Annotated in this window: 23 protein-coding genes and 1 pseudogene; 9 read left to right on the top strand and 15 right to left on the bottom strand. The window is 47.4% G+C overall.

Annotated elements, in window-relative coordinates; all coding sequences use genetic code 11:
• Positions 1-50: 50 nt before the first annotated feature.
• From IM507_RS13155 to psaM, 3 genes are all read right to left on the bottom strand, one after another.
• Positions 51-671, bottom strand: a complete 621-nt coding sequence (locus IM507_RS13155; protein ID WP_287637144.1) for a glycoside hydrolase family 15 protein — start codon at positions 669-671, stop codon at positions 51-53.
• A 51-nt stretch (positions 672-722) separates the two neighbouring features.
• Positions 723-1,073: a slr1601 family putative cell division protein gene (locus IM507_RS13150; protein ID WP_287233375.1), complete on the bottom strand. Its 351-nt coding sequence runs from the start codon at positions 1,071-1,073 to the stop codon at positions 723-725.
• A 148-nt stretch (positions 1,074-1,221) separates the two neighbouring features.
• A complete protein-coding gene (gene psaM / locus IM507_RS13145) occupies positions 1,222-1,314 on the bottom strand; it encodes a photosystem I reaction center subunit XII (protein WP_012264462.1) in 93 nt (30 codons plus the stop codon).
• Positions 1,315-1,503: 189 nt separating this feature from the next.
• Between psaM and IM507_RS13140 the strand changes: the two genes are divergently transcribed.
• Positions 1,504-2,223 carry a TerC family protein gene (locus IM507_RS13140; protein ID WP_002737049.1) on the top strand — a complete coding sequence of 240 codons (720 nt, stop codon included), beginning with the start codon at positions 1,504-1,506 and terminating at the stop codon, positions 2,221-2,223.
• Positions 2,224-2,327: 104 nt separating this feature from the next.
• On the top strand, positions 2,328-2,810 hold the full coding sequence (locus IM507_RS13135; protein ID WP_002803512.1) for a thiol-disulfide oxidoreductase DCC family protein: 483 nt from the start codon (positions 2,328-2,330) through the stop codon (positions 2,808-2,810).
• A gap of 174 nt (positions 2,811-2,984) precedes the next feature.
• On the opposite strand, the gene IM507_RS13130 is transcribed toward IM507_RS13135, so the two are convergent.
• From IM507_RS13130 to IM507_RS13095, 8 genes are all read right to left on the bottom strand, one after another.
• Positions 2,985-3,677, bottom strand: a complete 693-nt coding sequence (locus IM507_RS13130) for a cadmium resistance transporter (RefSeq protein WP_002735272.1) — start codon at positions 3,675-3,677, stop codon at positions 2,985-2,987.
• A 136-nt stretch (positions 3,678-3,813) separates the two neighbouring features.
• Positions 3,814-4,905 (bottom strand): calcium/proton exchanger, encoded by a 1,092-nt coding sequence (cax, locus tag IM507_RS13125; RefSeq protein WP_002737894.1) that lies wholly within the window; start codon positions 4,903-4,905, stop codon positions 3,814-3,816.
• 72 nt (positions 4,906-4,977) lie between these two features.
• Positions 4,978-5,775, bottom strand: coding sequence for a phosphate ABC transporter ATP-binding protein PstB (pstB, locus tag IM507_RS13120; protein ID WP_042790648.1), 798 nt, complete (start codon positions 5,773-5,775; stop codon positions 4,978-4,980).
• A gap of 114 nt (positions 5,776-5,889) precedes the next feature.
• A complete protein-coding gene (gene pstA / locus IM507_RS13115; protein ID WP_004163295.1) occupies positions 5,890-6,780 on the bottom strand; it encodes a phosphate ABC transporter permease PstA in 891 nt (296 codons plus the stop codon).
• A gap of 6 nt (positions 6,781-6,786) precedes the next feature.
• Entirely contained in the window at positions 6,787-7,731 is a 945-nt protein-coding gene (gene pstC / locus IM507_RS13110; protein ID WP_287637142.1) for a phosphate ABC transporter permease subunit PstC, read from the bottom strand.
• Positions 7,732-7,751: 20 nt separating this feature from the next.
• A complete protein-coding gene (locus IM507_RS13105) occupies positions 7,752-8,750 on the bottom strand; it encodes a PstS family phosphate ABC transporter substrate-binding protein (protein ID WP_069475480.1) in 999 nt (332 codons plus the stop codon).
• A 20-nt stretch (positions 8,751-8,770) separates the two neighbouring features.
• Positions 8,771-9,844: a sulfate ABC transporter substrate-binding protein gene (locus IM507_RS13100; protein ID WP_123229936.1), complete on the bottom strand. Its 1,074-nt coding sequence runs from the start codon at positions 9,842-9,844 to the stop codon at positions 8,771-8,773.
• A 109-nt stretch (positions 9,845-9,953) separates the two neighbouring features.
• The gene (locus tag IM507_RS13095) at positions 9,954-10,628 is read right to left on the bottom strand and encodes a cadmium resistance transporter (protein ID WP_002736458.1); all 675 of its coding nucleotides are present in this window, start codon (positions 10,626-10,628) and stop codon (positions 9,954-9,956) included.
• A gap of 240 nt (positions 10,629-10,868) precedes the next feature.
• Here IM507_RS13095 and IM507_RS13090 point away from each other — a divergent pair, with 240 nt between their 5' ends.
• Positions 10,869-12,107: a sulfonate ABC transporter substrate-binding protein gene (locus tag IM507_RS13090; protein ID WP_287637141.1), complete on the top strand. Its 1,239-nt coding sequence runs from the start codon at positions 10,869-10,871 to the stop codon at positions 12,105-12,107.
• A gap of 127 nt (positions 12,108-12,234) precedes the next feature.
• Here the strand turns inward: IM507_RS13090 and sigC are convergent, their stop codons facing one another.
• From sigC to IM507_RS13075, 3 genes are all read right to left on the bottom strand, one after another.
• A complete protein-coding gene (sigC, locus tag IM507_RS13085; protein WP_002736286.1) occupies positions 12,235-13,503 on the bottom strand; it encodes an RNA polymerase sigma factor SigC in 1,269 nt (422 codons plus the stop codon).
• Positions 13,504-13,734: 231 nt separating this feature from the next.
• Entirely contained in the window at positions 13,735-14,796 is a 1,062-nt protein-coding gene (locus tag IM507_RS13080) for an anthranilate phosphoribosyltransferase family protein (protein ID WP_123229937.1), read from the bottom strand.
• 43 nt (positions 14,797-14,839) lie between these two features.
• Positions 14,840-15,811: a LysR family transcriptional regulator gene (locus tag IM507_RS13075; RefSeq protein WP_002737888.1), complete on the bottom strand. Its 972-nt coding sequence runs from the start codon at positions 15,809-15,811 to the stop codon at positions 14,840-14,842.
• A 603-nt stretch (positions 15,812-16,414) separates the two neighbouring features.
• Between IM507_RS13075 and bchD the strand changes: the two genes are divergently transcribed.
• The 5 genes from bchD to ispD all read left to right on the top strand — a co-directional run bounded on the left by bchD (position 16,415) and on the right by ispD (position 21,722).
• Complete coding sequence (gene bchD / locus IM507_RS13070) at positions 16,415-18,415, top strand: magnesium chelatase ATPase subunit D (RefSeq protein ID WP_002736428.1); 2,001 nt, start codon at positions 16,415-16,417, stop codon at positions 18,413-18,415.
• 255 nt (positions 18,416-18,670) lie between these two features.
• The gene (locus IM507_RS13065; protein ID WP_287637140.1) at positions 18,671-19,174 is read left to right on the top strand and encodes a hypothetical protein; all 504 of its coding nucleotides are present in this window, start codon (positions 18,671-18,673) and stop codon (positions 19,172-19,174) included.
• A 10-nt stretch (positions 19,175-19,184) separates the two neighbouring features.
• Positions 19,185-20,075 carry a hypothetical protein gene (locus tag IM507_RS13060; protein ID WP_123229939.1) on the top strand — a complete coding sequence of 297 codons (891 nt, stop codon included), beginning with the start codon at positions 19,185-19,187 and terminating at the stop codon, positions 20,073-20,075.
• A 444-nt stretch (positions 20,076-20,519) separates the two neighbouring features.
• Positions 20,520-20,918: a DUF1824 family protein gene (locus tag IM507_RS13055; RefSeq protein WP_123229940.1), complete on the top strand. Its 399-nt coding sequence runs from the start codon at positions 20,520-20,522 to the stop codon at positions 20,916-20,918.
• 123 nt (positions 20,919-21,041) lie between these two features.
• The gene (gene ispD / locus IM507_RS13050) at positions 21,042-21,722 is read left to right on the top strand and encodes a 2-C-methyl-D-erythritol 4-phosphate cytidylyltransferase (RefSeq protein WP_002792529.1); all 681 of its coding nucleotides are present in this window, start codon (positions 21,042-21,044) and stop codon (positions 21,720-21,722) included.
• Here ispD and IM507_RS13045 read toward each other — a convergent pair.
• Positions 21,717-21,929 (bottom strand): annotated as a pseudogene (locus IM507_RS13045) (serine O-acetyltransferase); the annotation flags it as partial. The gene ispD and the pseudogene IM507_RS13045 sit on opposite strands and share 6 nt — an antisense overlap.
• A 185-nt stretch (positions 21,930-22,114) precedes the next feature.
• On the opposite strand from IM507_RS13045, the gene IM507_RS13040 reads away from it, so the two are divergent.
• The coding region (locus tag IM507_RS13040; protein WP_287637139.1) for a DUF4164 domain-containing protein at positions 22,115-22,387 on the top strand (273 nt) is incomplete at its 3' end.

Raw genomic sequence — 22,387 nt, 5'->3', positions numbered from 1 at the left:
ACCCTGTCCCCACGAAAAACTTTTTCAGCATATCCTAATTATACTTATCCCTAAAACTGGTTTCTAGCAAGGCTTTCAAAATAGCTTGACATAAAAACCTGATTTAAGTGACCGCTATCCTCATCCTGCCAATAACTAATCGCTTGAAAATATAAGGGGAATAGGGCAATTGTTTCTAGACAATCGGGGGAAAGCTGAATATATTTTTCCCGTGCTAAACGACAATAAAACCAGAGAAAATAGCCAAGAGTATCATTTTGTGCGTGTTGCCAAACTTGGTCAATTTCCGTTAGTGTACGTCCCTCAAAACGAATATGAGGACGTTCCCTGATCTTTTCAGGATTAACCCGACCTTGGATAATATTAATAAAACGCCTTTGGAACTTTTGAAAATAGTTCATCAAAGTCTGAATATTCTTGACAGCGATCGCTGTCTGTCCGATAATATAGTGAGAATAAGCCAGATAAACGTTATCCCTCAGCCAAACATTGGCATATCCAGTGTATTCTGTCTCATTACTGACTAATGCTGCTGGAAATAAGCCATTTTCCAGATGGGGAAATCTCAAGACATCATTTTCCGACAAAAACGCGGATAATCTCTGAAGATCCCCCAGAGAGTAGCGGTATTTAATGAAATCGAGAATTTTTTCGTTGTGAACAACCAGCATCGGCAAAATACTCAAATAATCTGCTCAAAAACGCATTTATCTCGCTCAATTCTACTGAGAAACCCAAAAAATGCGTCTTTGATTAGGATCCCGTCGGGGACTTTGTTCCCCCATCACTTGCCGCGCTTGACTAGGATCAAAGCTGCGAGTAAATTGACCGCGCAATTGATTGACGCGTTCCTCCTTTTCTTGGGCTGCCAAACGCACTTCCTCCAGTTTTGCCTGTTGCATCTGTTGGTAGGGTAACAAACGAGCGATCGCAAAAACCGCCGTGATGGAAATGGCGCTATAGGCAATAATTCGCAGCCAAATCTCGATAATTTGCCATTTTTGGGATTTATTGCCGCTTTTTTGCTTTTTTTGTGGTTTTTTGTCGGTTTGGTTTCGTGTTCGTGCGGTCATAGATTTATGAGTACAAGTAAAATCGGTGAGAAAGGTGGCTAATTACTTTCAATTTACACCCAATCACTGATAACCGATAACCGAAAAAACCCCAATCGGTCTATCCTATAACTAGGTTAGACGGGATTGGGGTTTATTGAAAGCGACTTTACTTATAAAGTTCCGTCGCTAGACGAAAAGCCAAAATCCCGGGGATTAAAGCAATTACCAGAGCGACTAGAACTTGAGTATCAGAAAGCATTGCTGATTATCTCCTCATAAAGATATTCATCCAATACTTTCCGACATCATCGGGGTTCTCTGCATCATTTCGTTACAAGACTTCATATCTCCCCACCCCGATGACGGTTATCTCCCCTAGAAAAGAAAGTTGTAAAAGCGTTAAGCTGAGATATTGCCATGATTACATTTATTTTTACCTGCGGCCTCAATGTTAGACTCGCTCCTTGATTCATCTCTAACCCTTAGTCTAAAAACCCCGTTAATTCTGTTGGTTCTCATTGCCCTAGAAGCGGTATTATCAGCAGATAACGCCATTGCTCTCGCTTCCATAGCACAGGGATTAGGAGATCATCAGCGTCAACGTCAGGCCTTGAATATTGGCTTAGTTTTCGCCTATATTCTCCGTATGGTCTTGATTCTTACTGCCACCTGGGTGGTTAAATACTGGCAGTTTGAACTTTTGGGAGCAGTATATTTGCTCTGGTTAGTCTTTAATTACTTTGCCTCCCCTGAAGACAAGGATCACACCCATCATAGTCTCAAGTTTCAATCTCTCTGGCAAGCTATCCCCCTAATTGCCGTTACCGATTTAGCTTTTTCCCTCGATAGTGTTACCACCTCCATCGCCGTGGCCGATGATACTTGGTTGATCCTGCTTGGTGGTACGATCGGAGTAGTTACCCTGCGCTTTATGGCGGGTTTATTTATTCGCTGGTTAGAGGAATACACCCACCTAGAAGATGCTGGTTTTGTCACCGTCGGTTTGGTGGGTTTAAGATTGTTGTTGCGGGTGATTAGTCCCGATTTTGTGCCGCCGGAATGGATTATGATTAGTTTAATTGCTATCCTCTTTGCTTGGGGTTTCTCAAAACGCAATGATCGAGAACCAATAGAGAGTGATCCCATCCAATCTGATGAATTGCCATAAAATAATCATCAGGAGTCAGGAGTCAGTGATCGGATTTGAGTTTTCAGTTCACTGATTACTGTTTACTGTTTACTGTTCACTGAAAAGAGAATCCCTAGAAGATCATGTCATCTTTACCGACTCAATCTGCTGATACCTTAGAAAATTCTACTCGATCGCCCTCTTGGAAAATTAAACTCCTCTACGATGGAGAATGTCCCCTCTGCTTGCGGGAGGTTAATTTTCTGCAAAAACAGGATGCTGGGAGAGGATTAGTTGCTTTTGTCGATATTGCCGCCGAAAACTATAATCCGGAGGAAAATGGCGGTATTTCCTTCGCGGCAGCCATGGGACGAATCCACGCCGTACTAGCTGATGGTACTATCCTCCAAAATGTGGAAGTGTTTCGCCAAGTCTATGATATTTTGGGCATTGGTTGGATTTATGCCGCTACCAAATGGCCGGTTATCGGGTTTCTAGTGGATATTATCTATGAAATTTGGGCTTCTTGGCGATTAACCTTAACCGGAAGACCGAATTTAAAAACAATCTTAGCAGAACGTCAAAAACGTCTGGAATGCAACGCATCAAATCGTTGTTCTCAGTGAGTTAAAATCTCCTAACCCTACACCCCACTCAGAATTACCCCTTGGGATGGGATACTAAATCCGTTGAGTATAGGCTACTTATAAGGACAGGCAAAAGGCAAAAGGAGAAATAAATAATCAGTTTTTAATAACCAGATTTAATGTGATAATTCTGCCTAGTAAATAAATGGTACTTTATTTTCTTGCCAGTCCCTGACTGCGACCGATGATCGCCCAGAGATAACTAATTGCTAAGGCCAAAAACGTGAGGGGAATACTTTCTTTGACGATAAAAATCCCTAAACCGATCAGCACACAGGGAACAAAGGTACTTCCCTGACTGGTTAGGATAGTGGCGATGGTCGGCACACTGGTCAACCCGTAGGCGAACGCACACCAAACCCCCACCAGAATCAAAAACACGCTGACGATAACGATCAGACTTGTCACGGTACTACTGGCAAACAGGGGAACGTAAATACCGATATTATCGCTGCCGTTGGCGACGGTCAACGCGGCCACGCTATAGGTGCGCGGGTCAAACCAACCACCGAAGGGGGAATCTTTCGCACCCTCTAGGTCCAATTCGACATTCTCCGGCTCTTCCTCCTTCTCCTCTTCTTTGAGAAGGGAAACGATGCCGAGAATCACAGGAACGAGGCCTAGATAGCGAATCCACGGGGTAGGGATGAGAAAACACCCGAAAAACCCCGCTAAACTGGCAATAACCAGCAGACTAAAGCCGATATACTGACCGATGACGATATCGCGATGACGGAAGAGTTTCCCCGTTTGGCTGAATAGAATCGTCAGGATCAATATATCGTCGAGGTTGGTGGCGACGAATGCCGCTACACCGGTAGATATCGCGATCACAATCTCGATCATGGTTTTTTTCCTTAAGATGGCCGTCGGGTTCGTCCGTTCGTTAAACCTTGTTCGGCTTTTCCTTCAAAGGTTCTGGAACGGGAGAATTTTACTACCTATCCCGATCGAGAAACTGTATTTCCCACGACCGATCGCCCTAGGCCGCTGCGGGATGGAAAAAGAAAGCGAGGGCGATCACCGCGTAGGTCGCGACGAGTAATATACCCTCTAGCCAGTTCGAGCGACCGTCGTTACTGATCGAGTTAGTCAGCCACACCGCGACGGCGACGGCGACCAATTCAAACGGATCGAAATCGAGAGCCATCGGCTGACCGAGGAAATAACCCGCAATCACGAGGACGGGTGCGACAAAAAGTGCGATTTGCAGACTCGAACCGACGGTGACAGAAACCGCCAGATCCATTTTGTCTTTTAAGGCGACCCTAACCGCGGTGGCGTGTTCGGCCGCGTTGCCGATAATTGGCAGCAGGATCACCCCCGTGAAAAGGGTCGTTAATCCTAATTTATGCGTGGCTTCCTCTAGGGTATTAACTAATAATTCCGATTCGATCGCCACCCCGATGGTCACCAGCAGTAATATCCCCACCCACAGCCAGAGATTCGGCTTTTTTACGCTTACGGCTTCTCCTGGCTCTTCATCGAGAGCTGCGCCCCCCACCTCGTAAAGATAGGTATGGGTCTTCATCGAAAAAAGCAGACTCAGACAATACACAAAAATTAATACCGCCGCCAACGCTACCGAGAGACGCTGTAGGGCGCTCTCCTGGATTGCGGCGGAGGTGTATTGAAAGGTTGTGGGTAGGAGGATCGCCGCGACGGCGAGATTCATCGACGAGGAATTTAAACGGGCGGTCACGGGCTGGAATTTCTGTTCTTTATAGCGTAAGCCGCCGAAAAACATCGACAAGCCCGTTACCAGCAGCAGATTCCCGATAATCGAACCGGTAATCGTCGCTTTCACCACCTCGATCAAACCTTCTTCGAGGGCGGCGTAGGCGAGAATTAATTCGGTAGCGTTGCCGAAGGTGGCGTTCAATAAACCGCCAAGATTAGGACCGACCACGACGGCGATTTCCTCGGTTGCCTTTCCCATGTAAGCGGCCAGGGGAACAATCGCTAGACAGGCACTCAGGAAAACGATCGTCACGTCCCAACGCAGGAAATTCCCAGCGATCGAGATCGGGACAAAAACCAACAAAATAGCGAAAATCCAGTCCTTTCTATTCATAGCAATGGGTGTCTCGGCATAAAACCGCGCACGGTTTTGAAAAACAGACTATCAGCCTTTTTTCCGTTTCAATTACCCGAATCGCCCAGTAATATACTCCCGGGCCTCGTCGGTTTGCGGATTGCCGAACATAACTTCCGTGGGGCTGAATTCGACTAATTTTCCCCGGCGTTTCCCGGACGAATCGGTTTCGGTGTTAAAAAATGCCGTCCAGTCGGCGATCCGCGATGCCTGCTGCATATTGTGGGTGACGGTGACGATCGTGTAACTTTCCTTCAGTTGTAGGCACAATTCCTCCACCTGACGGGTAGAGATGGGATCGAGGGCCGAACAGGGTTCATCCATCAATAAAACATCTGGCTTCATAGCGATCGCACGGGCAATACAGAGGCGCTGTTGCTGTCCCCCCGATAGTGCCGTTCCTTTTTCTTTCAGTTTGTCCTTTACTTCCTCCCAGATCGCCGCCTGCCGCAGGGAATACTCGACCAATTCGTCCAGATTTCCCTGATAACCGTTGGTTCGGGGCGCGTAGGCGATATTCTCGTAAATGCTCTTGGGAAAAGGGTTGGGACGTTGGAAAACCATCCCCACCTGTCGCCGTAACTTGACTGCATTGACCTGCGAATCGTAAATATTCTGATTTCGGTAAAGTAGTTTTCCCTCCACCTTGGCGCCGGGGATCAGATCATTCATTCGGTTAAAGCAGCGCAAAAGGGTACTTTTCCCGCAACCGGACGGCCCGATAAAGGCGACGATTTTTCGTGCAGGAATTTTAATATGAACGTCCAGAAGAGCGAGAAATCCATTATAAAAAACTTTCACTCCTTCCGCCTCGAAAACACTGTGATCGGCGTTAAGGTGGGTAGTCATGGTAAAAATTCTCCTGAGTATGGTTAAAGATGTGTTTCGAGGGCAGTGGGGAGTAGAGGAGTGGGCAATTAAAAAGTTAAATAGACTTATCTAACCTCCCGCCTGCTGCCTTCCCTAATTCGGTGTCGAATAGCGTTGACGTAGATAGATGGCGATGGCGTTGAGGGCGAGAATTAACAGGATCAGAACGATAATCGCGGCCGCCGCCGCATTGGCGAAACCGGGTTCGGGACGGGTGATATAGCTGAAAATTTGAATCGGTAGTGCCATAAAGCGTTGGAATAAACCAGGATCGAAAGTGAGGAAACTAACCGCACCGACGACCATTAAGGAAGCCGCGTCCCCGATCGCCCGCGACACGGAGATAATCACCCCCGTGAGAATCCCCGGCACCGCGTAGGGTAAAACATGGTGTTGGATCGTCTGCCATTTGGTACTGCCTAGACCGTAGGAGGCTTGGCGTAGGGAATCGGGAACCGCCCGGATCGCCTCCCGCGCCGTGACGATAATCACCGGCAGCGAGAGAAGCGCAAGGGTTAACGCACCGGAAATCAGCGTCGGGCCAAAATTGAGCAGATAGTTAAAAACCGCTAATCCCAATAAACCATAGACGATCGAGGGAACCCCGGCCAGATTGCCGATATTCACCTCGATCAGTGCCGTCCACCAAGTTTTCGGGGCGTATTCCTCTAGATACAAAGCCGACCCGACCCCGATCGGCACCGCCACGAGAAGCACGATAATTCCCAGATAGAAACTACCGATGATCGCCGGACGGATACCGCCCCTTTCCGGGAAACGGGAAGGCGTTTCCGTGAGGAATCCGGGGGTTAAGAGTCGTCCGAGTCCATCGTGGGCGATATTCAACACCAACAGCGCCAGAACGAACAAACCGATCAGTAAACCGAAGAGGAAAAGATACTCGCAGAATTTGCCGATCGCCTCCCGGCGTTCCAGATGGTCGATAAATTCAACGGTATCGGACTTAACAGAGGATTTAACCATGGCAAATCAATCGTATTTTTCTTTAAAACGGTGGGAGATCCAGTAACTGGCCAGATTCAGTGCCAACGTGATCAAAAAAAGCACCGCGCCGACTGCGTAGAGGGTTTTAAAACTGAGACTGCCCCGGGGCGCATCTCCCCCGGAAATCTCGGCCATAAAAGCGGTCATCGTGGCGATCGACTCGAAGGGATTGAGGGTAAGCCGGGGTTGCGAGCCGGCGGCGATCAACACCGTCATCGTTTCCCCCACCGCCCGCGACATTCCCAAAATAATCGAGGCCATGATCCCGGAGAGGGCGGCGGGGAGAACCACTTTAAAAATCGTTTCCAGCTTGGTAATTCCTAGGGCGTAGGAACCCTCGCGCAGGGAACGGGGAACCGCTCGGATCGCGTCTAAACTAATCGATCCCACCGTGGGAGTGATCATGATCCCCATCATTAACCCGGCGCTGAGGGCGTTAAAAATCTCGACGGGGAAAAGATTCCGCAAAGTGGGCGTGACCACCAGTAGGGCGAAGTACCCGTACACCACCGTGGGAATCCCGGCGAGAAGTTCCACCGCAGGGCGTAAAATCGCCGCTAGGTTCGGTTTTGCGTATTCGGCGAGGTAGATCGCGGAAGATAGGCCTAAAGGAACCGCGACGGACATAGCGATGGCCGTGGTTAAAAATGTCCCGTTAATTAGCGGCCAGATGCCGAAATGAGGGGTGGCGAACAGTGGAGTCCAACGGGTATCGAGAAAGAATTGGGCGAAAGATACCTCTTGAAAAAATCCCCAGGTTTCGCTAAAAATAATCGCCACGATGCCGATCGTCGTCGCCACGGAAACGAAGGCGCAAGCGAAGAGAATGACCGCGATCATCTTCTCTTGAATATCTTCGCCGGGGCGCTTGAGGAGTGAATTATCTGCCGCGAAAAAAGAATTATCGAAAGAACTCGGGGTTAAGGTCATGGTTTAACAAAATTCCTTTTTTAGATAAAGTTCGTGATCGGTTCTCCCGGTTTAGCTTTGCCGAATTTCGATCCCGTTTCCCTGCGCTCGAATTTCCGCAGGGTTTTGACGTAGGCCTCATCAGGTAAAGCGACGTAACCCACGCCATCGACCCATTTCCATGAATTTTCTAAATAGAAGCGCACGAATTTTTCCAGGGATGGATTCGTTTTTAAATTATTCTTGTTGACGTAGATAAACAGGGGACGGGAAAGGGGATTATAGACATTGCGGAGAACGTTATGGATGGGGACCGGTTTGACGCATTTTCCTTCATTATTTTCGATCGCCACCAAGTTCAATCGATCTTGGTTCTGCATATAGAAAGAGATGCCTAAATACGCAAGCGCGGATGGATTGCCGATCACCCCCTGTACGAGGGCGTTTTGATTGCGGTTCGGGGTAAAATCGGTGCGGCTATTTCTCCGTTTTCCCGTAATCGCTTGGGTGAAATAATCGAAGGTTCCCGTATCGGAAGGCGGGGCGAAAAGTAATAATCTCTCGTCGGGAAATTTGGGATTAATCTGTTTCCAACTGGTAATCCTACCCTCCGCTTTGGTGTTCCACATTTTATCGAGTTCTTTAATCGTTAAACACTTGGCGAATTGATTTTTTTTATTGACAATCACCGCCAATCCGTCGATCGCCATCGGTAATTCCAGAAATTCCACGCCGTTTTCCCGACATTTCTCGATCTCTTCTTTCCGGATCACCCGCGATGCCCCGGCAATGTCGAGATTTCCGGCGCAGAACTTACTAAAACCGCCCCCGGTTCCACTGGTGGCGACGCTTACCCGCGCTTCGGGATGGATTCTTTGATATTCTTCGGCAACGGCGAGGGAGAGGGCGAAACCCACCGCACCTCCGTCGATCGAGACTGGCGCTTCTTTCTCGGCCGAGTCGGCCGGGCGACCGCAACCGGCGATCAAATTACTGGCCATCAGAAGGGAGATTAGGAAAAAATAATGAGAGAATTTCATAGATTAAAGCGGGAAAAATGTTAGGAAGCCGACTGGTTTTTAATCTGCTCGAAGATGCCGTTATTGGCCAGAAATTCCTTTTCGATCAACGTCCAACCGCCGAGATCTTGGGCGTTGAAAAGGGTCTTGATCGGCGGAAATTGTAGTCCTTCATCCTTGGCCACGAAGGGATTGACCGAGCGATAGCCTAATTTGGCCAATTCCTGTTGTGCCGGCTCGGAATAGAGGAAATTCACAAAGGCCTCGGCCACCTCTCGCGTGCCGTGTTTATCGACATTTCTATCCACCACCGCCACGGGATTATCGATCGAGATATTGACCGGGGGGACTAAGTAATTGGTATCTGGTTGATTTCTTGCCGCTAGAATTACCTCGTTTTCGTAGGTGACTAAAACATCGCCCTTTCCCTCTTGGAAAAAGGCATTGCTGGCGTCCCGTGCGTCCCTAGCTAGGGTGGGAATCTTTTGATAGATCCGGCGGACAAAATCCCATGCCTGTTGCGGTTCGCCCCCCGTTTGCGTCACCGAACCCCAGAGGGCTAATAACTGCCAAATAGCGATCCCGGAAGTTTTCGGATCGGCGGATAGAACCGTAACGTCCTCTCTAGCCAGATCCGCCCAAGATTGAATCTTTTTCGGATTTCCCGCCCGCGTCACGATCGCTGCAACCGAGTGACTCACCACCCCCCGCCGCGGCACCCGATCTTCCCAACCGCGATTAATCAGGCCAGCTTGAGATATCCGCATCACGTCGAGGGGAAGGGCCAGATGTACCACGTCCGCCTCTTGTTTCCCTGCGATCACGTCATCGGCCTGGGCCAGGGAACCGCCGTAACTCCGCTGGAAAATGACTTTTTGGTTATGCTCTTTCCGCCATTTCTCGACGAATTTCGGGATAATCTGGTCGTGGGCGGCTTTTGTGACCGAGAAGGAAACGAGATTCAGTTTCACCTCCGGTTTTGAGCCGATCCCCCCGCAGGAGGCGAGGGCAATACTTGCCAACAGTCCCACTAACAGGAAGGAAAGGAAGCTCCTCCCCGATAAGGAACGAAAGCGACGAAACAGCGATCGAATTGACAACAGTGATACATTCATCGGGATTTTCTCGATAAGGTTGATCTAAACCAACTAATTTTTTCTTCTCTCTTCCTGAATTTTGACTCCCGTGGGAGCCGGAGATTGGCGATTTTTACGGGGGTCTAATTTACCCGATGGGAATCAACAGGCGATAGGAGCCGTTATCGAGAATAATCCGTAGCCCCAACCACATCAGCACAAAAGGGAAAAGCTTACTCGCATAACGGCTGAGGACGACCGCGATCCCCGGTTGGCGGGTTAGATTATAGGAGAGAAATAACCAAGTACAAACGATTAGATAGCAGATCGGGATGATGACAGCTAACTGCGCCACGGTACTATTGGCGAATAGGGGAATGTAGATACCGAGATTATTGCCGCCATTGGATATCGTGACTGCGGAAACTTTATAGGTTTGGCGATCTCTGAGGACTTGAGCGAGGGATAGTCTGCGGGAGGCGAATCCATGAAATTGGGCGTTTCTTTGCAAATTCACCTTGTGATCTGCGGTTTCCCTCTCGTTATCCCGATTTAACGTCAGTAAATTTCTCACACCGATGAGGATCGGCAAGATTCCGAGAAGACCGATATAAATCGGTGGGATGATTAAGCCGAGTAGAAAACCCATCAAGCTAACCGATACCAAGACCGTAAACCCGACTAGCTCGCCGACGACGACGTGAACCGGGCGAAAGGTACGATTTACCTCGCTAAAGAAGCCAGTTAGATAAATATTGTCGTCGAAGGTGGTGGCTATGCCGGTGGCCACCGCGATTTTGACGATTTCGATCAACCAATCCATCCATACCACCTCGATCTCTCAAATGCGGGCGCAATTTCATTTTAAGACTATATCATTTTCAATACATTTATAAATGTACTTTGTTACACAATCTAGGAGTCGTGGATTTCTATAGTATGTAGATAAAACTAATGGAACCTCTCCCGCTTGCCCTGAGCCAAGTCGAAGGGATCAAGCTGGGAAACCCTTCCCTCTTGTCTCCTTTCCCGACGATAAATCTTGTTTTCTGCGAGAAATCCCATGCTCCACCGTTCGATCAAGTGTCTCTGGAAACCGTGGCGAAATTGGCGGGCAGTTCGTCCTGCGGTGCTTTTTGTTACCAGCCTGGTCGGGAGCTTTCTCCTGGCTGGATTTTCCCACACGATCGCCGTCGGTCAAAATTCTCGCTCGGATAACCCGATTCTGAACCTCGTCGATAGCTTTAAATTCCCCCGAAATACCACTCCCCGGCTATTGGAAACCGTGGGATTATTTATCGCTGGAATTCTCTTCTGTATCGCGATCGATCGCTGGTTCAAGCGCTCGACCCCCTCCGATATCACTCCCCTCGCCAAACAAGCGCGGCGGTTAGGAACCCTCAAGATCGGCTATCCCGAGGGTATGACCAATCTGGAAGTTCTCCGCGCCCAGGCCTTTCTGGAAAGACGCTTAAAACCCTTTGGGGTGACGGTAACGTGGACGAGTTTTCTGGCCGCTTCCTCTCTGATCGAGGCCTTGAGCAACGGAACGATCGATTTCTGCGGTGGTGGCGGTACGGCGAGTATTTTCTCCCAAGCGGCGGAACACGTCTTCGTCCGGGTAGCCAAGGAAAAATATACCGCCCCGAAAGGTCAGGCGATTCTCGTGCCAGAGGATTCGCCAATAGAGACGTTGGCGGATTTAAAAGGAAAAAGAATCGCCTTCGATCGAGGTTCGAGCGCCCATTACGTCCTTATCCGCGCCCTGATGAGAGTGAATCTAGAATTAAACGATATCGAACCGGTGTATGCAACCCAACCGGAAGCACTGGCGCTTTTCCGTCGCGGTGAGATCGACGCTTGGGTGGTGTGGGTTCCCTATTCCCCCACCGAGACGCGCACCTATCCGGGAAGATCGGTGGCCGATCTAGGGGGTATCTTTGGGGAAAACGCCTCTCTAGAAGTGCCGACCTATTATTATGCAGTTCCCGAATTGGTGCGGGATTATCCCGATGTACTGAAGGTGATTTTAGAAGAAGTGAACGAGGCAGGTGCTTGGGCGAAACAACAGGAGTTAGAGGCGACTAGACGCTTGGCAGCTCACCACGAGATCGATCCAGCGATCATCACTAATCTTGAACAACGGGCCTCTGAACGTGCCATTATCCCGATCGACGATCGCTCTCTGACGGCCCTACAACACCAAGCTAATATCTTCCGAGACCTGAAGCTGATCCCCCATCGAGTCAATGTGCGCGACGGAACCTACACCCTACAGACGAAACAAAATTGGACGTATTAATCCGACGGCAATATTTTGGGCATTGGTGGGATTTATGTGGCTACCAAATGCCCGATGATCGGGTTTCTAGTGGATATTATCAGGGAGTATTTAACTCCCTAATAGGGTTCTTCTGTTGGTGATCTAACTAACTCAAAGCTTCAAAATAATCGCGAATTTGATGATGTCGCCCGGATTGACGCAGTTTTTGCAACGCTTTCAACTCAATTTTTCGCACCCTTTCCCCGGATAATTCCAAGATGCGACCGATATCAGCCAAGGAATGGGATTTACCATCGAGAAAACCATAGCGCCATTCAATCACTTCTCGTTCGCGAGTGGTTAAATCTGCCAATAATTCTCTCATATCTCTTTGCAAAGATTCATAGACAAGACGATTTTCTGAAGACACTTCTTCAGTTTCCAAAAGGTCTATTAATTCCGTATCTTTTTCCTTACCCACTTTTATTTCTAAGGAAACCGAACGTGGCACTTTCATCAACAATTCCCGCACAGTTTCAGGAGTCATCCCTAACTCTTGGGCAATTTCCTCTACGGTCGCAGTACGACCGCGCATTTGTGAGATTTTCCGTTGTGTTTTCCTAATTCTGTTGAGTTTTTCGGTAATACTCACCGGTAAGCGAATAATCCGGCTTTGAGTCGCGATCGCCTTCGTAATTCCTTGACGAATCCACCAGTAGGCATAGGTAGTAAAATGATAGCCTTTGGTGGGGTCAAATTTCTTGACGGCGCATTCTAAACCTAGGGTTCCCTCTTGAATCAAATCCAATAATTCTAAACCGCGATTCTGATATTTTTTGGCCACCGACACCACCAGACGTAAATTGGCCTTGATCATCTGTTCTTTGGCACAGGTACTAAGGGCGATAATTTCTTCCAATTCTTCCACTTCTAAGCCCGCTAGATGCGCCCAACGCTGTTTTCCCGCTTTCAAAGCATTTTTTAACTCAGACACGGTGATTTGGGCAGTTTCTGCCCAAATTTCTAGGGAGGGACGATGGGCTGATCGAGTTGACCCTGAGAGAAGCCGAAGGGCGGTCAGTCGATCGCAAATCTTAATTAACTTGACAAATTGCTGTACTTGTGTATCACCTTGTTTAACGGCAGTGGCGCGCAATTTCAGTAAAGACAGATGACGCTGCACCCGTTGCGCTTGTTCAACTTCCTCGTCTCGTTTGAGTAGAGGCACTCTGCCAATGTCTTGTAGGTATAAACGGACTAAATCGGTAGTTGTACGGTTGCTGTAGCTTTTTTGGGGACTAGATACTAAATTATCTTCTAAATCACTGCCGAGAAAATCTTCATCTAGGTCGATCGAGTTTTCCTTCAATTTTAGGACAGAAAAAGAGGGGGAGATAAATTTAGTTTCGAGCGTCGAGGGGTTAATTGCAGACATGGTGGCTTCTCTACGGGCGACTGTGATAGGAATTAGAAACTTCTAAATCGTTCACCGTAGTCATGGTTTTCCCCCTTGAGCGCGGAAATGATGCAGTCGGGAAAATTTTTTTTCAAAAGCATTGATCTTTAAACCGAGAAGTTACACCAAGTCTGGGGTTTACCTTCTTGGCCCAACTTCTCAAATTAATGATTGATTTAGAAGTAATTTCCCCTACAGCCTTATTCCTATCTATTCCTGATTTTCCAGATAATTACAGATTTGTTCTAGTTTAGCCAGGGCTTTTCCTGACTGTAAAGATTGTTCTGCTTGCTGGAAACCCGTGGGGATATCTGGGGCAATTCCACAGCGCCAAAGATAAAAACCACCGTTAAAAATTGCCGCGTCGGTTAATTCGTTATTTTCTCCAGCTAATAAACCCTTTAATTTAGCGGTGAGCATCTCTAAAGATTCGAGGGGATAATCCGAGGGACAGAAGCCATAATCGCGAGGATTTAGGAAAAATCGCTGAAAGGAAGGGGTATCGGTGGGATTTCCCAGACCAATAATCGCCGTCCGATTACAGGCTAAATCACAACTCCCCTCTAATCCTTTCACGGTGGTGAAGTGAGAGATATTTCTCAGAGCGAAAGTTTCGCGAAAACGATCCTCGGTGGGGGGATGAACAAAACCCGATATCTGATGAATATTACCCACAAAAGGCGACCACATTAACTCTACCGTGGCCATGGGCGGACGTTTACCGATTTGCTCCCGATAGGTGACAAAATTCTGTACTAGGGGAAAATGGCGCGGAATATAGAAAAAAGTCAATCCTGTGGTGATTAAACAGTCTTTCACTGCTGCTAAGGATAATTGACTAAAATCTGCTCCTAATTGCTGCCAGATTTCCCTGAGGGAAATACCGTATTTAGTCGGCATTCGATCGCCCCCGTGCAGGACTACGGGAACCCCCGCCAACCCTAAGATTAAAGTAGTGATCGGAGTAACCGGGGCAGTGCGAGAGCGTCCATCGTAGGGATTGCCAAAAATAGCGATCGGATGCTGAAAAGAGGCTGATTCTAGGGTTATTTGCGGACCAAGCTCGGCGTAGGCATCAAGCATTCCCGCTAACTCATCGCTGGTGGGGCGTTTAATGCGATGGGCAATCATAAAAGCGCCGATTTGGGCTGGGGTTGCCTCTTGGGTTAACATCATCTTGGTGGCCATCGCCGCTTCGGGACGGGTTAGATTTTTGCCCGTATGGGTGCCACTACCGATCGCTTTTAATAATTCTCGAAAAGTATCGCTCATCTCAAGGAAGAAAATAAAGGATAAATGGGATTGATGGGAATTGCTAAGGCTGGACAGGGTGATTTTCTAAGCTTTTAACCACACTTTGATTCATTTGCCGCACTAATTGACAAAAATGAGCGATCGGTGGTATCTGTAGGCGATCGCTGGTGGTGACAAGGACTACCTGACGGGTGAGACGATGACTAAATTTACCATGGTTAAGATGGGGATTTTCGCCACTAGGGGAAGCAAGAGGACGAATGGCGAGGGTGGCATCGCTACGCGCTTCCATCAGGGCAGATTGAGGCAGAAGAGCGATAATATTACCCTGACGCACCACACCGCGAAAAGCATCAAGGGTGTTTAATTCCATGACAGTTTTTAGGTGGGCATCCTGACGGGAAAACCATTCTTGTACTAATCTTTGCATTCCGTAGCCATCTTTGAAAACCACTTGCGGATAGGGGATTAATTCCGACCATGGCACTTCTTTGTATTGGGCAAGGGGATGATTAGCGGCCATGAGAATTTCGATCGCTTCTTCGTATAATATTTCTACCACCATCTCTGGGCTAGAGGTGAGAAAACGATTATTCATTACCAAGGCCAGATCTACTAAACCATCCCGCAGCACTTTTAATGCGCGATCGCTGCCCAGAGCTGTAACTCTTAACTGCACTTCTGGGTATTCAGCACAAAATTTCGGCAAAATCGGCGGTAAATAGTGGGCGCACACGGAATGAATCGCCGCCACGCACAATTCTGGCTGTTTTCCCGCCTGTAGGTCAGTGATTTCCTCGTGAACATTCGTCCATTCTTGACAAATTCGTTTCGCCCGGGGCAGTAATTTCTCGCCAGCAATGGTTAATTTCGCTTGGGCGGTACGATGGAAAAGAGGTAAGCCCAAATCGGTTTCTAGGGATTGAATCTGGCGGCTGATAGTCGATTGGGTGACTCCACACTGGCGGGCAGCTTGACCGAAATTGCCTGTATCGGCTACGGCTAAAAAGGCTTGCAATTGCTCGATCCGCATTCTTTCTGGTTTTAATTACATTTTGTCATGACCTTATGACAATAACGAATTTTACTGGGACTTTTGGTAGAAATTGCTACCGTTTTCTCAGTTATCAGTTAGCAGTTAGCCGTTAGCAGGTGTCAGATTTGAGTTTTCAGTTCACTGATTACTTTTTACTGTTGACTGAGCATTGAAAAAAGCTCTCTGCTCCCTAGGGTTGATTTATTTAAATTAAGTACAGCTGATTTTGAGTCAATAAATTTGACTGAAGATTCTCAAGTTTATCTTTTTCTAATCAAAAGAGTTAGTTACAATAACTAATCTTTAATCCTCTGCCAATATTTATTATGAATAAATTGATAAAGCTTCTTCTCAAGCCACTAAAAGCCTATCTCTCTTGAAATTGTCTGAGAGTACATACTCATTTTACAAAGACAGCGATCGCTTTTACTTTTGATATTCTGATGGGAGAATGAAACAGCCCTACCTTGATAAGGGGGGTGTCTGATAATTTTTAACGCCTACCTACTTAAAATCTGAGTTCGGGAATCAAAAGGGGAAAAGCGCCAGACCAGGGAGCTTCTGTTTTACACTAGAATTTGGCCGCCTGAATCTAGATCTATGCCCACTCTGACCCTCAATTTTCCCCTGACTGCCGTTGTCGGCCAAGAAGCGATTAAATTAGCCCTACTCTTAGCTGCCGTGGATCCCGCCCTGGGGGGTGTGGTAATTGCCGGTCGTCGGGGAACCGCCAAATCAGTCATGGCGCGAGCGATACATTCCTTACTGCCACCGATCGAAATTATCGCAGGTAATGTCTTTAATTGTGATCCCAACAATGCCGACGAATGGGACGATCGCACTAAAGAAGAATATAGCAGTGGAGAGGTCCCCACGGAAGTTATCCGGGCCCCTTTCGTGCAGATTCCCCTGGGAGTCACCGAGGATCGTTTATTGGGTTCCGTCGATGTGGAAGAATCGGTGAAACAGGGGGAACCAGTCTTTCAACCCGGTTTATTAGCCAGCGCCCATCGGGGAATTCTCTACATCGATGAAATTAATCTACTCGATGACCAAATTGCTAACCAATTACTCACAGTTTTAAGCGAAGGACGCAACCAAATCGAACGGGAAGGCATCAGTTTTCAACATCCCTGTAAACCAATCCTGATCGCTACTTATAACCCAGAAGAAGGGGATTTACGAACCCATTTATTAGATAGAATTGCCATTGCGCTTTCCGCCGATGGTGTCCTTAGTTTAGACCAACGAGTAACCGCCGTCAATCAGGCGATCGAGTATGCTGTTTCTCCCACCGCTTTTATCGCCCAATATGCCCAAGAAATCGATGATCTAAAAACCGAAATTATCCTAGCCAGGGAATGGTTAAAAGAGGTAAAAATTAAACCCGAACAAATTAGTTATCTAGTCGAAGAAGCGGTGCGCGGTAGGGTAGAAGGTCATCGCGCCGAGATTTTTGCCGTGAGAGTAGCCAAGGCCGCCGCCGCTTTAGAAGGTCGGGATTTAGTCAGTGCCGATGACTTAAAAAGAGCCGTCGAATTAGTTATTGTACCTCGATCGCTGATTACGCCACCACCTCCGGAACAGGAACAACAGCCCCCACCGCCACCACCGCCACCACCGGAACCGCCCCAAGACGAAAACCAGCAGGAACAGGAAGAAAAAGAGGAGGAGAAAGAGGAGGAAAAAGAACCGGAACAGCCCGATAATCTGCCGGAAGAATTTGTTTTCGACCCGGAAGGGGTTTTACTGGATCCTAGTGTGCTGTATTTTGCCCAGATGGCCCAGCGTCAGGGGAAATCGGGGGCGCGTAACCTGATTTTCTCGGAAGATAGGGGACGTTATATTAAGCCGATGTTACCCCGGGGCAAGGTGAAAAGAGTCGCCGTCGATGCCACTCTCCGGGCGGCCGCACCCTATCAAAAAGCCCGTCGCTTAAGAAATCCCGAACGTCATGTGATTATAGAAGAAGGGGATCTGCGCTCAAAACGGCTGGCCCGCAAGGCCGGTTCTTTAATTGTCTTTGTGGTTGATGCCTCCGGTTCCATGGCCCTGAATCGGATGCAGTCGGCCAAAGGTGCGGTTATGCGTCTGTTAACGGAAGCTTACGAAAATCGCGACCAGATTGCCCTGATTCCTTTCCGGGGTGAGCGAGCAGATGTACTATTGCCGCCGACCAAATCGATTACCCTAGCGAAAAAACGTCTAGAAACCCTGCCCTGTGGTGGCGGTTCCCCCTTAGCTCACGGTTTAACCCAAGGGGTTCATGTGGGGATGAATGCCCGTTTATCGGGGGATATCGGTCAAGTGGTGATTGTGGCGATTACCGACGGTAGAAGTAATATTCCTTTGGCGAAATCTCTAGGCGAACCGATTCCGGAGGGGGAAAAACCCGATATTAAGGCAGAACTGCTCGATATTGCCGCTAAAATTCGCTCTTTAGGCATCAAACTGCTGGTTATCGATACAGAGAAAAAATTCGTCTCCACTGGTTTTGCCAAAGAATTAGCCCTAAAAGCTGGGGGTAAATATTATCATCTACCCCGGGCCACGGAACAAGCGATCGCATCTATGGCGCGAGGGGCAATTGCGGGACTGTAGCTGGGGTTTGCCGAAAAAGGTTTTCCTGGGGGCAGGGTGTAGGGTGTGGGGTGTAGGGAAAGAAACCTCTTTCATCTGTGGGGGTGAAAATTTTTTCATCGGGACTGCCCCCTGCCTTCGTTAATGACTTGAATTTTGCTGATTTTCTGTTTTTCCCGGTCTGGTGTGAGAGAATCTAGAAAAACTTAACAATAATAAGCAATAAGCGAGAGATATACTACAAACAAACATGAGCAAGTTTTAATTAAGAGAACTATGAGCTTTCGATTTGGCAAAATCTTGATAGCAGGGGTATTAGCGACACTTTTGCTAGTAACTTCCTGTGCTAAAGCTCCCTCGCAATTTGACCGGGCGCAACAGGAAAGTACCGCTCGCGGGGCGGCGGCAGTGGTGAAAGAATCCACCTCTGGCGGCAGTTTTAATCGGTTTTTCCCGCCTTCTGGGGGAGGATACGAGCGCGTCTATACCCAGGAGAAAAAAGGCTTTGCTGAGGCAAAACTGAAGCAAGATGGCAAAGTTCTGGCTATGTTAGCCATATCTGACATTAGCAATAATCCCGCCGCAGCCAATAAATTCCAAGACAGTCAAACCACAATTAAAGGTTTTCCCTCTGTGGAACAGGGTGCAACTGCCACCGCCGTTTTAGTCAATAATCGCTATCAAGTCAAGGTTTTATCGCGGGAGCCAGATTTTACCGCCAGCGATCGCCAAGCTTGGTTAGCTAAGTTCGATTTAGATGGTTTAGCAAAATTAAAGTAAGGAGACATCCGTGAGTAAGCCAATTTTTGAACTGGTGGACGAATTACCGACTAATAATCTCACCGTCAAAGTTCTCAAAACCCTTGATTATGTGGTGCCGGGAGAGTGGGATAACCTAGTCGGGTTTAAAAATACGATTATCAAAGTCACCGGCGAAACCGACGAAAGCATGATCCAACAGATTGGCGATCGAGCCGTTTGGTTGTTTAATGATAAATCCCAGGGCTATCAACGGGCGCTCTGGCTCTACCAAACCATCGACAGCGCCGATAATGCCCTAGCCACCGCCTCTCTTGCTAATGCCGTCGGTGGTAAAATTCCCCTCATGGGCGGTTTAATCGAAAGATTAACCCCTGCCCCCGAAAAAGCGCAAACCATCGATCTAACCTTGAAATTAGTGACTGAATTAGTCGCTTTTTGTCAAATTAATGGCATTCCGGGGGATAGTATCGGGGATTTCGTCACTTCTCTGGGAGATTATAGCGGCGAATCCCTGATGCGGATGGCGGCGTTAGTTTGTTTGGATGGTTTGATTCCTCTGGGGGGCAGTTTTATCCGCAAAGTGGAATCCACCCTCAGTATTCTCCACCCAGAAGACTTAGAATCTAACTCCACTTTCGGCAGTATTAAAGAATTGATTCCGGGGGGAAATACTGCCAGAAAATTAGACTTTATCGGTCAAAGTTTCGACTCGACTAAAGGTTGGATGAGTAGTTTTGTCAGCGATCGCGATTTGAGCCAGCAGGGATTATTGAGCAAAATTCAGGGATTTATCGACTTTTCTGCCGATAAATTGGTGTATGTTGGGGCATTTCTCGATATGACGACTAATTACTATGAACATACCGGCATTCAAACCCTGGCTCGTCGTTTAATCGAAAGAGCCGTGGCGGAAATTTAACTGCAAGACTCTGAAACAAGCGAAGAAAAAGCTCTAGAAAAAGTTTAGGCTCTTCTAGGTTCTGTGTGATCAGTTTAACTTACATAATGATCGATCGATCTTTGTGTCCTTTGTGTCTTTGTGGTTCGTTCCACCCCCTCGCTCTTGAGAAATGTATCCTAGAATACATTTTACCCACCAAACCTAGGAGAGCCGTGCTTACTTCAGCTATCAAAAAGCAGCGCGTGAAATGCCCGCACAAAATGGAGCAATCAAACAACCCCGATAAATTTTCCTGTCCCCAACCTGATATGATCGAAATTGGCGATCTTACGATTAAGACCAATGCAAAATTTTCCTATCTCTAAACCCCAATGATTTAGGGCTTTTTTACTTGGGAATTTGTCGTTAAGGACAGCAGCATCAGCTTATTTTTTATCTTTAGCCCCGCCTATCTAACCGCTCATGTCTATTGAAGAAGCTTTGAAACTCCTAAAAGAATATGGATGTATTAAACTAAAAATTGCCCAATCTCATGAAGAAGAAGAAGCTCTAAGACAGGCAATTTTATTGGTTAACCAAGGTTCGGAATCAATTAATTTAGGTATCTGTGCCGATAACAATGAAGAGGGATTTAAAGCTCTGAAAGGTTATCTACAAGCCCTAGGATACCCCCTGCCTAATAGTCTCCCAGAAGACCAGCCAGAACAGGGAGCGGTGTATATTAAATATAATACCCAAAGACAAGCTTCCTATCTCGATTCTTATACGGGAACCTATCGCGGTGTCCTGGTTTCTTGTCAATCAGAAAATGATCAATTAGTCGGTACTTATGGTCACTTTCCCCTCGATTTATTCTCTTAAGAGGGAGAGTTTTGGGCTTATTTAAGCTATTAACAATCATCGGCACCCCCCTAATCAAGGGGGGATTAAGGGGGGATCAAAGACCAAATCTATTGAATTCTTAACTTTTTACCTGAAAAAAATATGTATTTGTTAATTCCAGCAGCGGGAATGGGTAAACGGATGGGCAGCGATCGCAACAAGTTACTGCTCACCCTGCACGGAAAACCGCTCCTCGCTTGGACTTTGCTGGCTGCCATGCAATCCAGGGCAATTATCTGGATTGGCATCATGGCACAACCGGAAGACTTTGAGGAGATCCGAGAAATTATAACCGCCATAAATGCCCTTAAACCCGTGCAAATCATACAAGGAGGCGAAACCAGACAAAAATCGGTTTACAATGGCTTACAAGCCCTGCCAGAGGGGGCTGAGACGGTTTTAATTCACGATGGGGCGCGATGTTTAGCCACCCCCGAATTATTCGATCGCTGTGCTGTCGCTTTAGCCACTTGTCAGGGTTTCATAGCGGCGGTTCCGGTGAAAGATACGATTAAAATTGTCGATAGCAAGGGTTGGATTAAGGATACACCCGATCGATCTCGGTTGTGGGCGGCCCAAACGCCCCAGGGTTTTCAGGTAAAATTATTAAAAGAATGTCATGAACAGGGCCGAAAATTAGCTTGGGAAGTCACCGACGATGCCGCCTTATTAGAAAAATGTGGTTTTCCCGTCAAAATTGTCGTCGGTGAAGAAACTAACTTAAAAATTACTACCCCCGGAGATCTGGCAATTGCCGAATATATTTTAAGTCAACGTTTATAATTTTTCATCTACTTTAACGCCGTCCGGTTTAACAATACGAGCGGGAATACCCACCACCACGCAATTAGGTGGAATATCCTTGACTAGCACTGAATTTGCGCCCACGGTGACATTATCGCCGATGGTAATATTTCCCAAGACTTTAGCGCCGGCGGTAATCCTGACATTATTGCCAATTTTGGGGCGACCGCTTTTATCTTTATAGCCAAAGACGGATTTTGTCCACAATGTAGGGGCGAACTGCGTTCGCCCAAAAGGTACATTATCAAAGCGCAAGTCCCTTATTTATGACAATGAAGTAACTAGAAGTGGCTACTAGGCAAGGCTACGAGCTTTATGATCATAATAAATAGCTGCTCAAAAAACCCGAAAACCCCATAGGAGTTTAGCAAATGTCCAACGAAACTGTAACTTATTCCCTAGAAGCTATCCTGACAAGGATTGAGAGTAAAATCGATAAAATCGATGAACGTCTCACAAAATTAGAAATCGGACAGGCCGAACTCAAAGCCGAGTTAAAAGGCGATATTAAAGTATTAGACGAGAAAATCGAGGGATTAACTACACGGGTTGGTTATCAGGAATTTACCAACCGGGGGATTCTCATCGCTTTGGTGGTGGCCGTCTTGGGAGGTGCTGCTAAACTTTTTGGTTTTTTCCCCAAT

This window comes from Microcystis sp. M20BS1 (assembly GCF_020245305.1).
In the GTDB taxonomy this organism is placed as follows: Bacteria; Cyanobacteriota; Cyanobacteriia; order Cyanobacteriales; family Microcystaceae; genus Microcystis; species Microcystis ichthyoblabe_A.
Note: the sequence above shows the minus strand (reverse complement) of the source record. Positions and strands in the feature narration are given on the sequence as shown.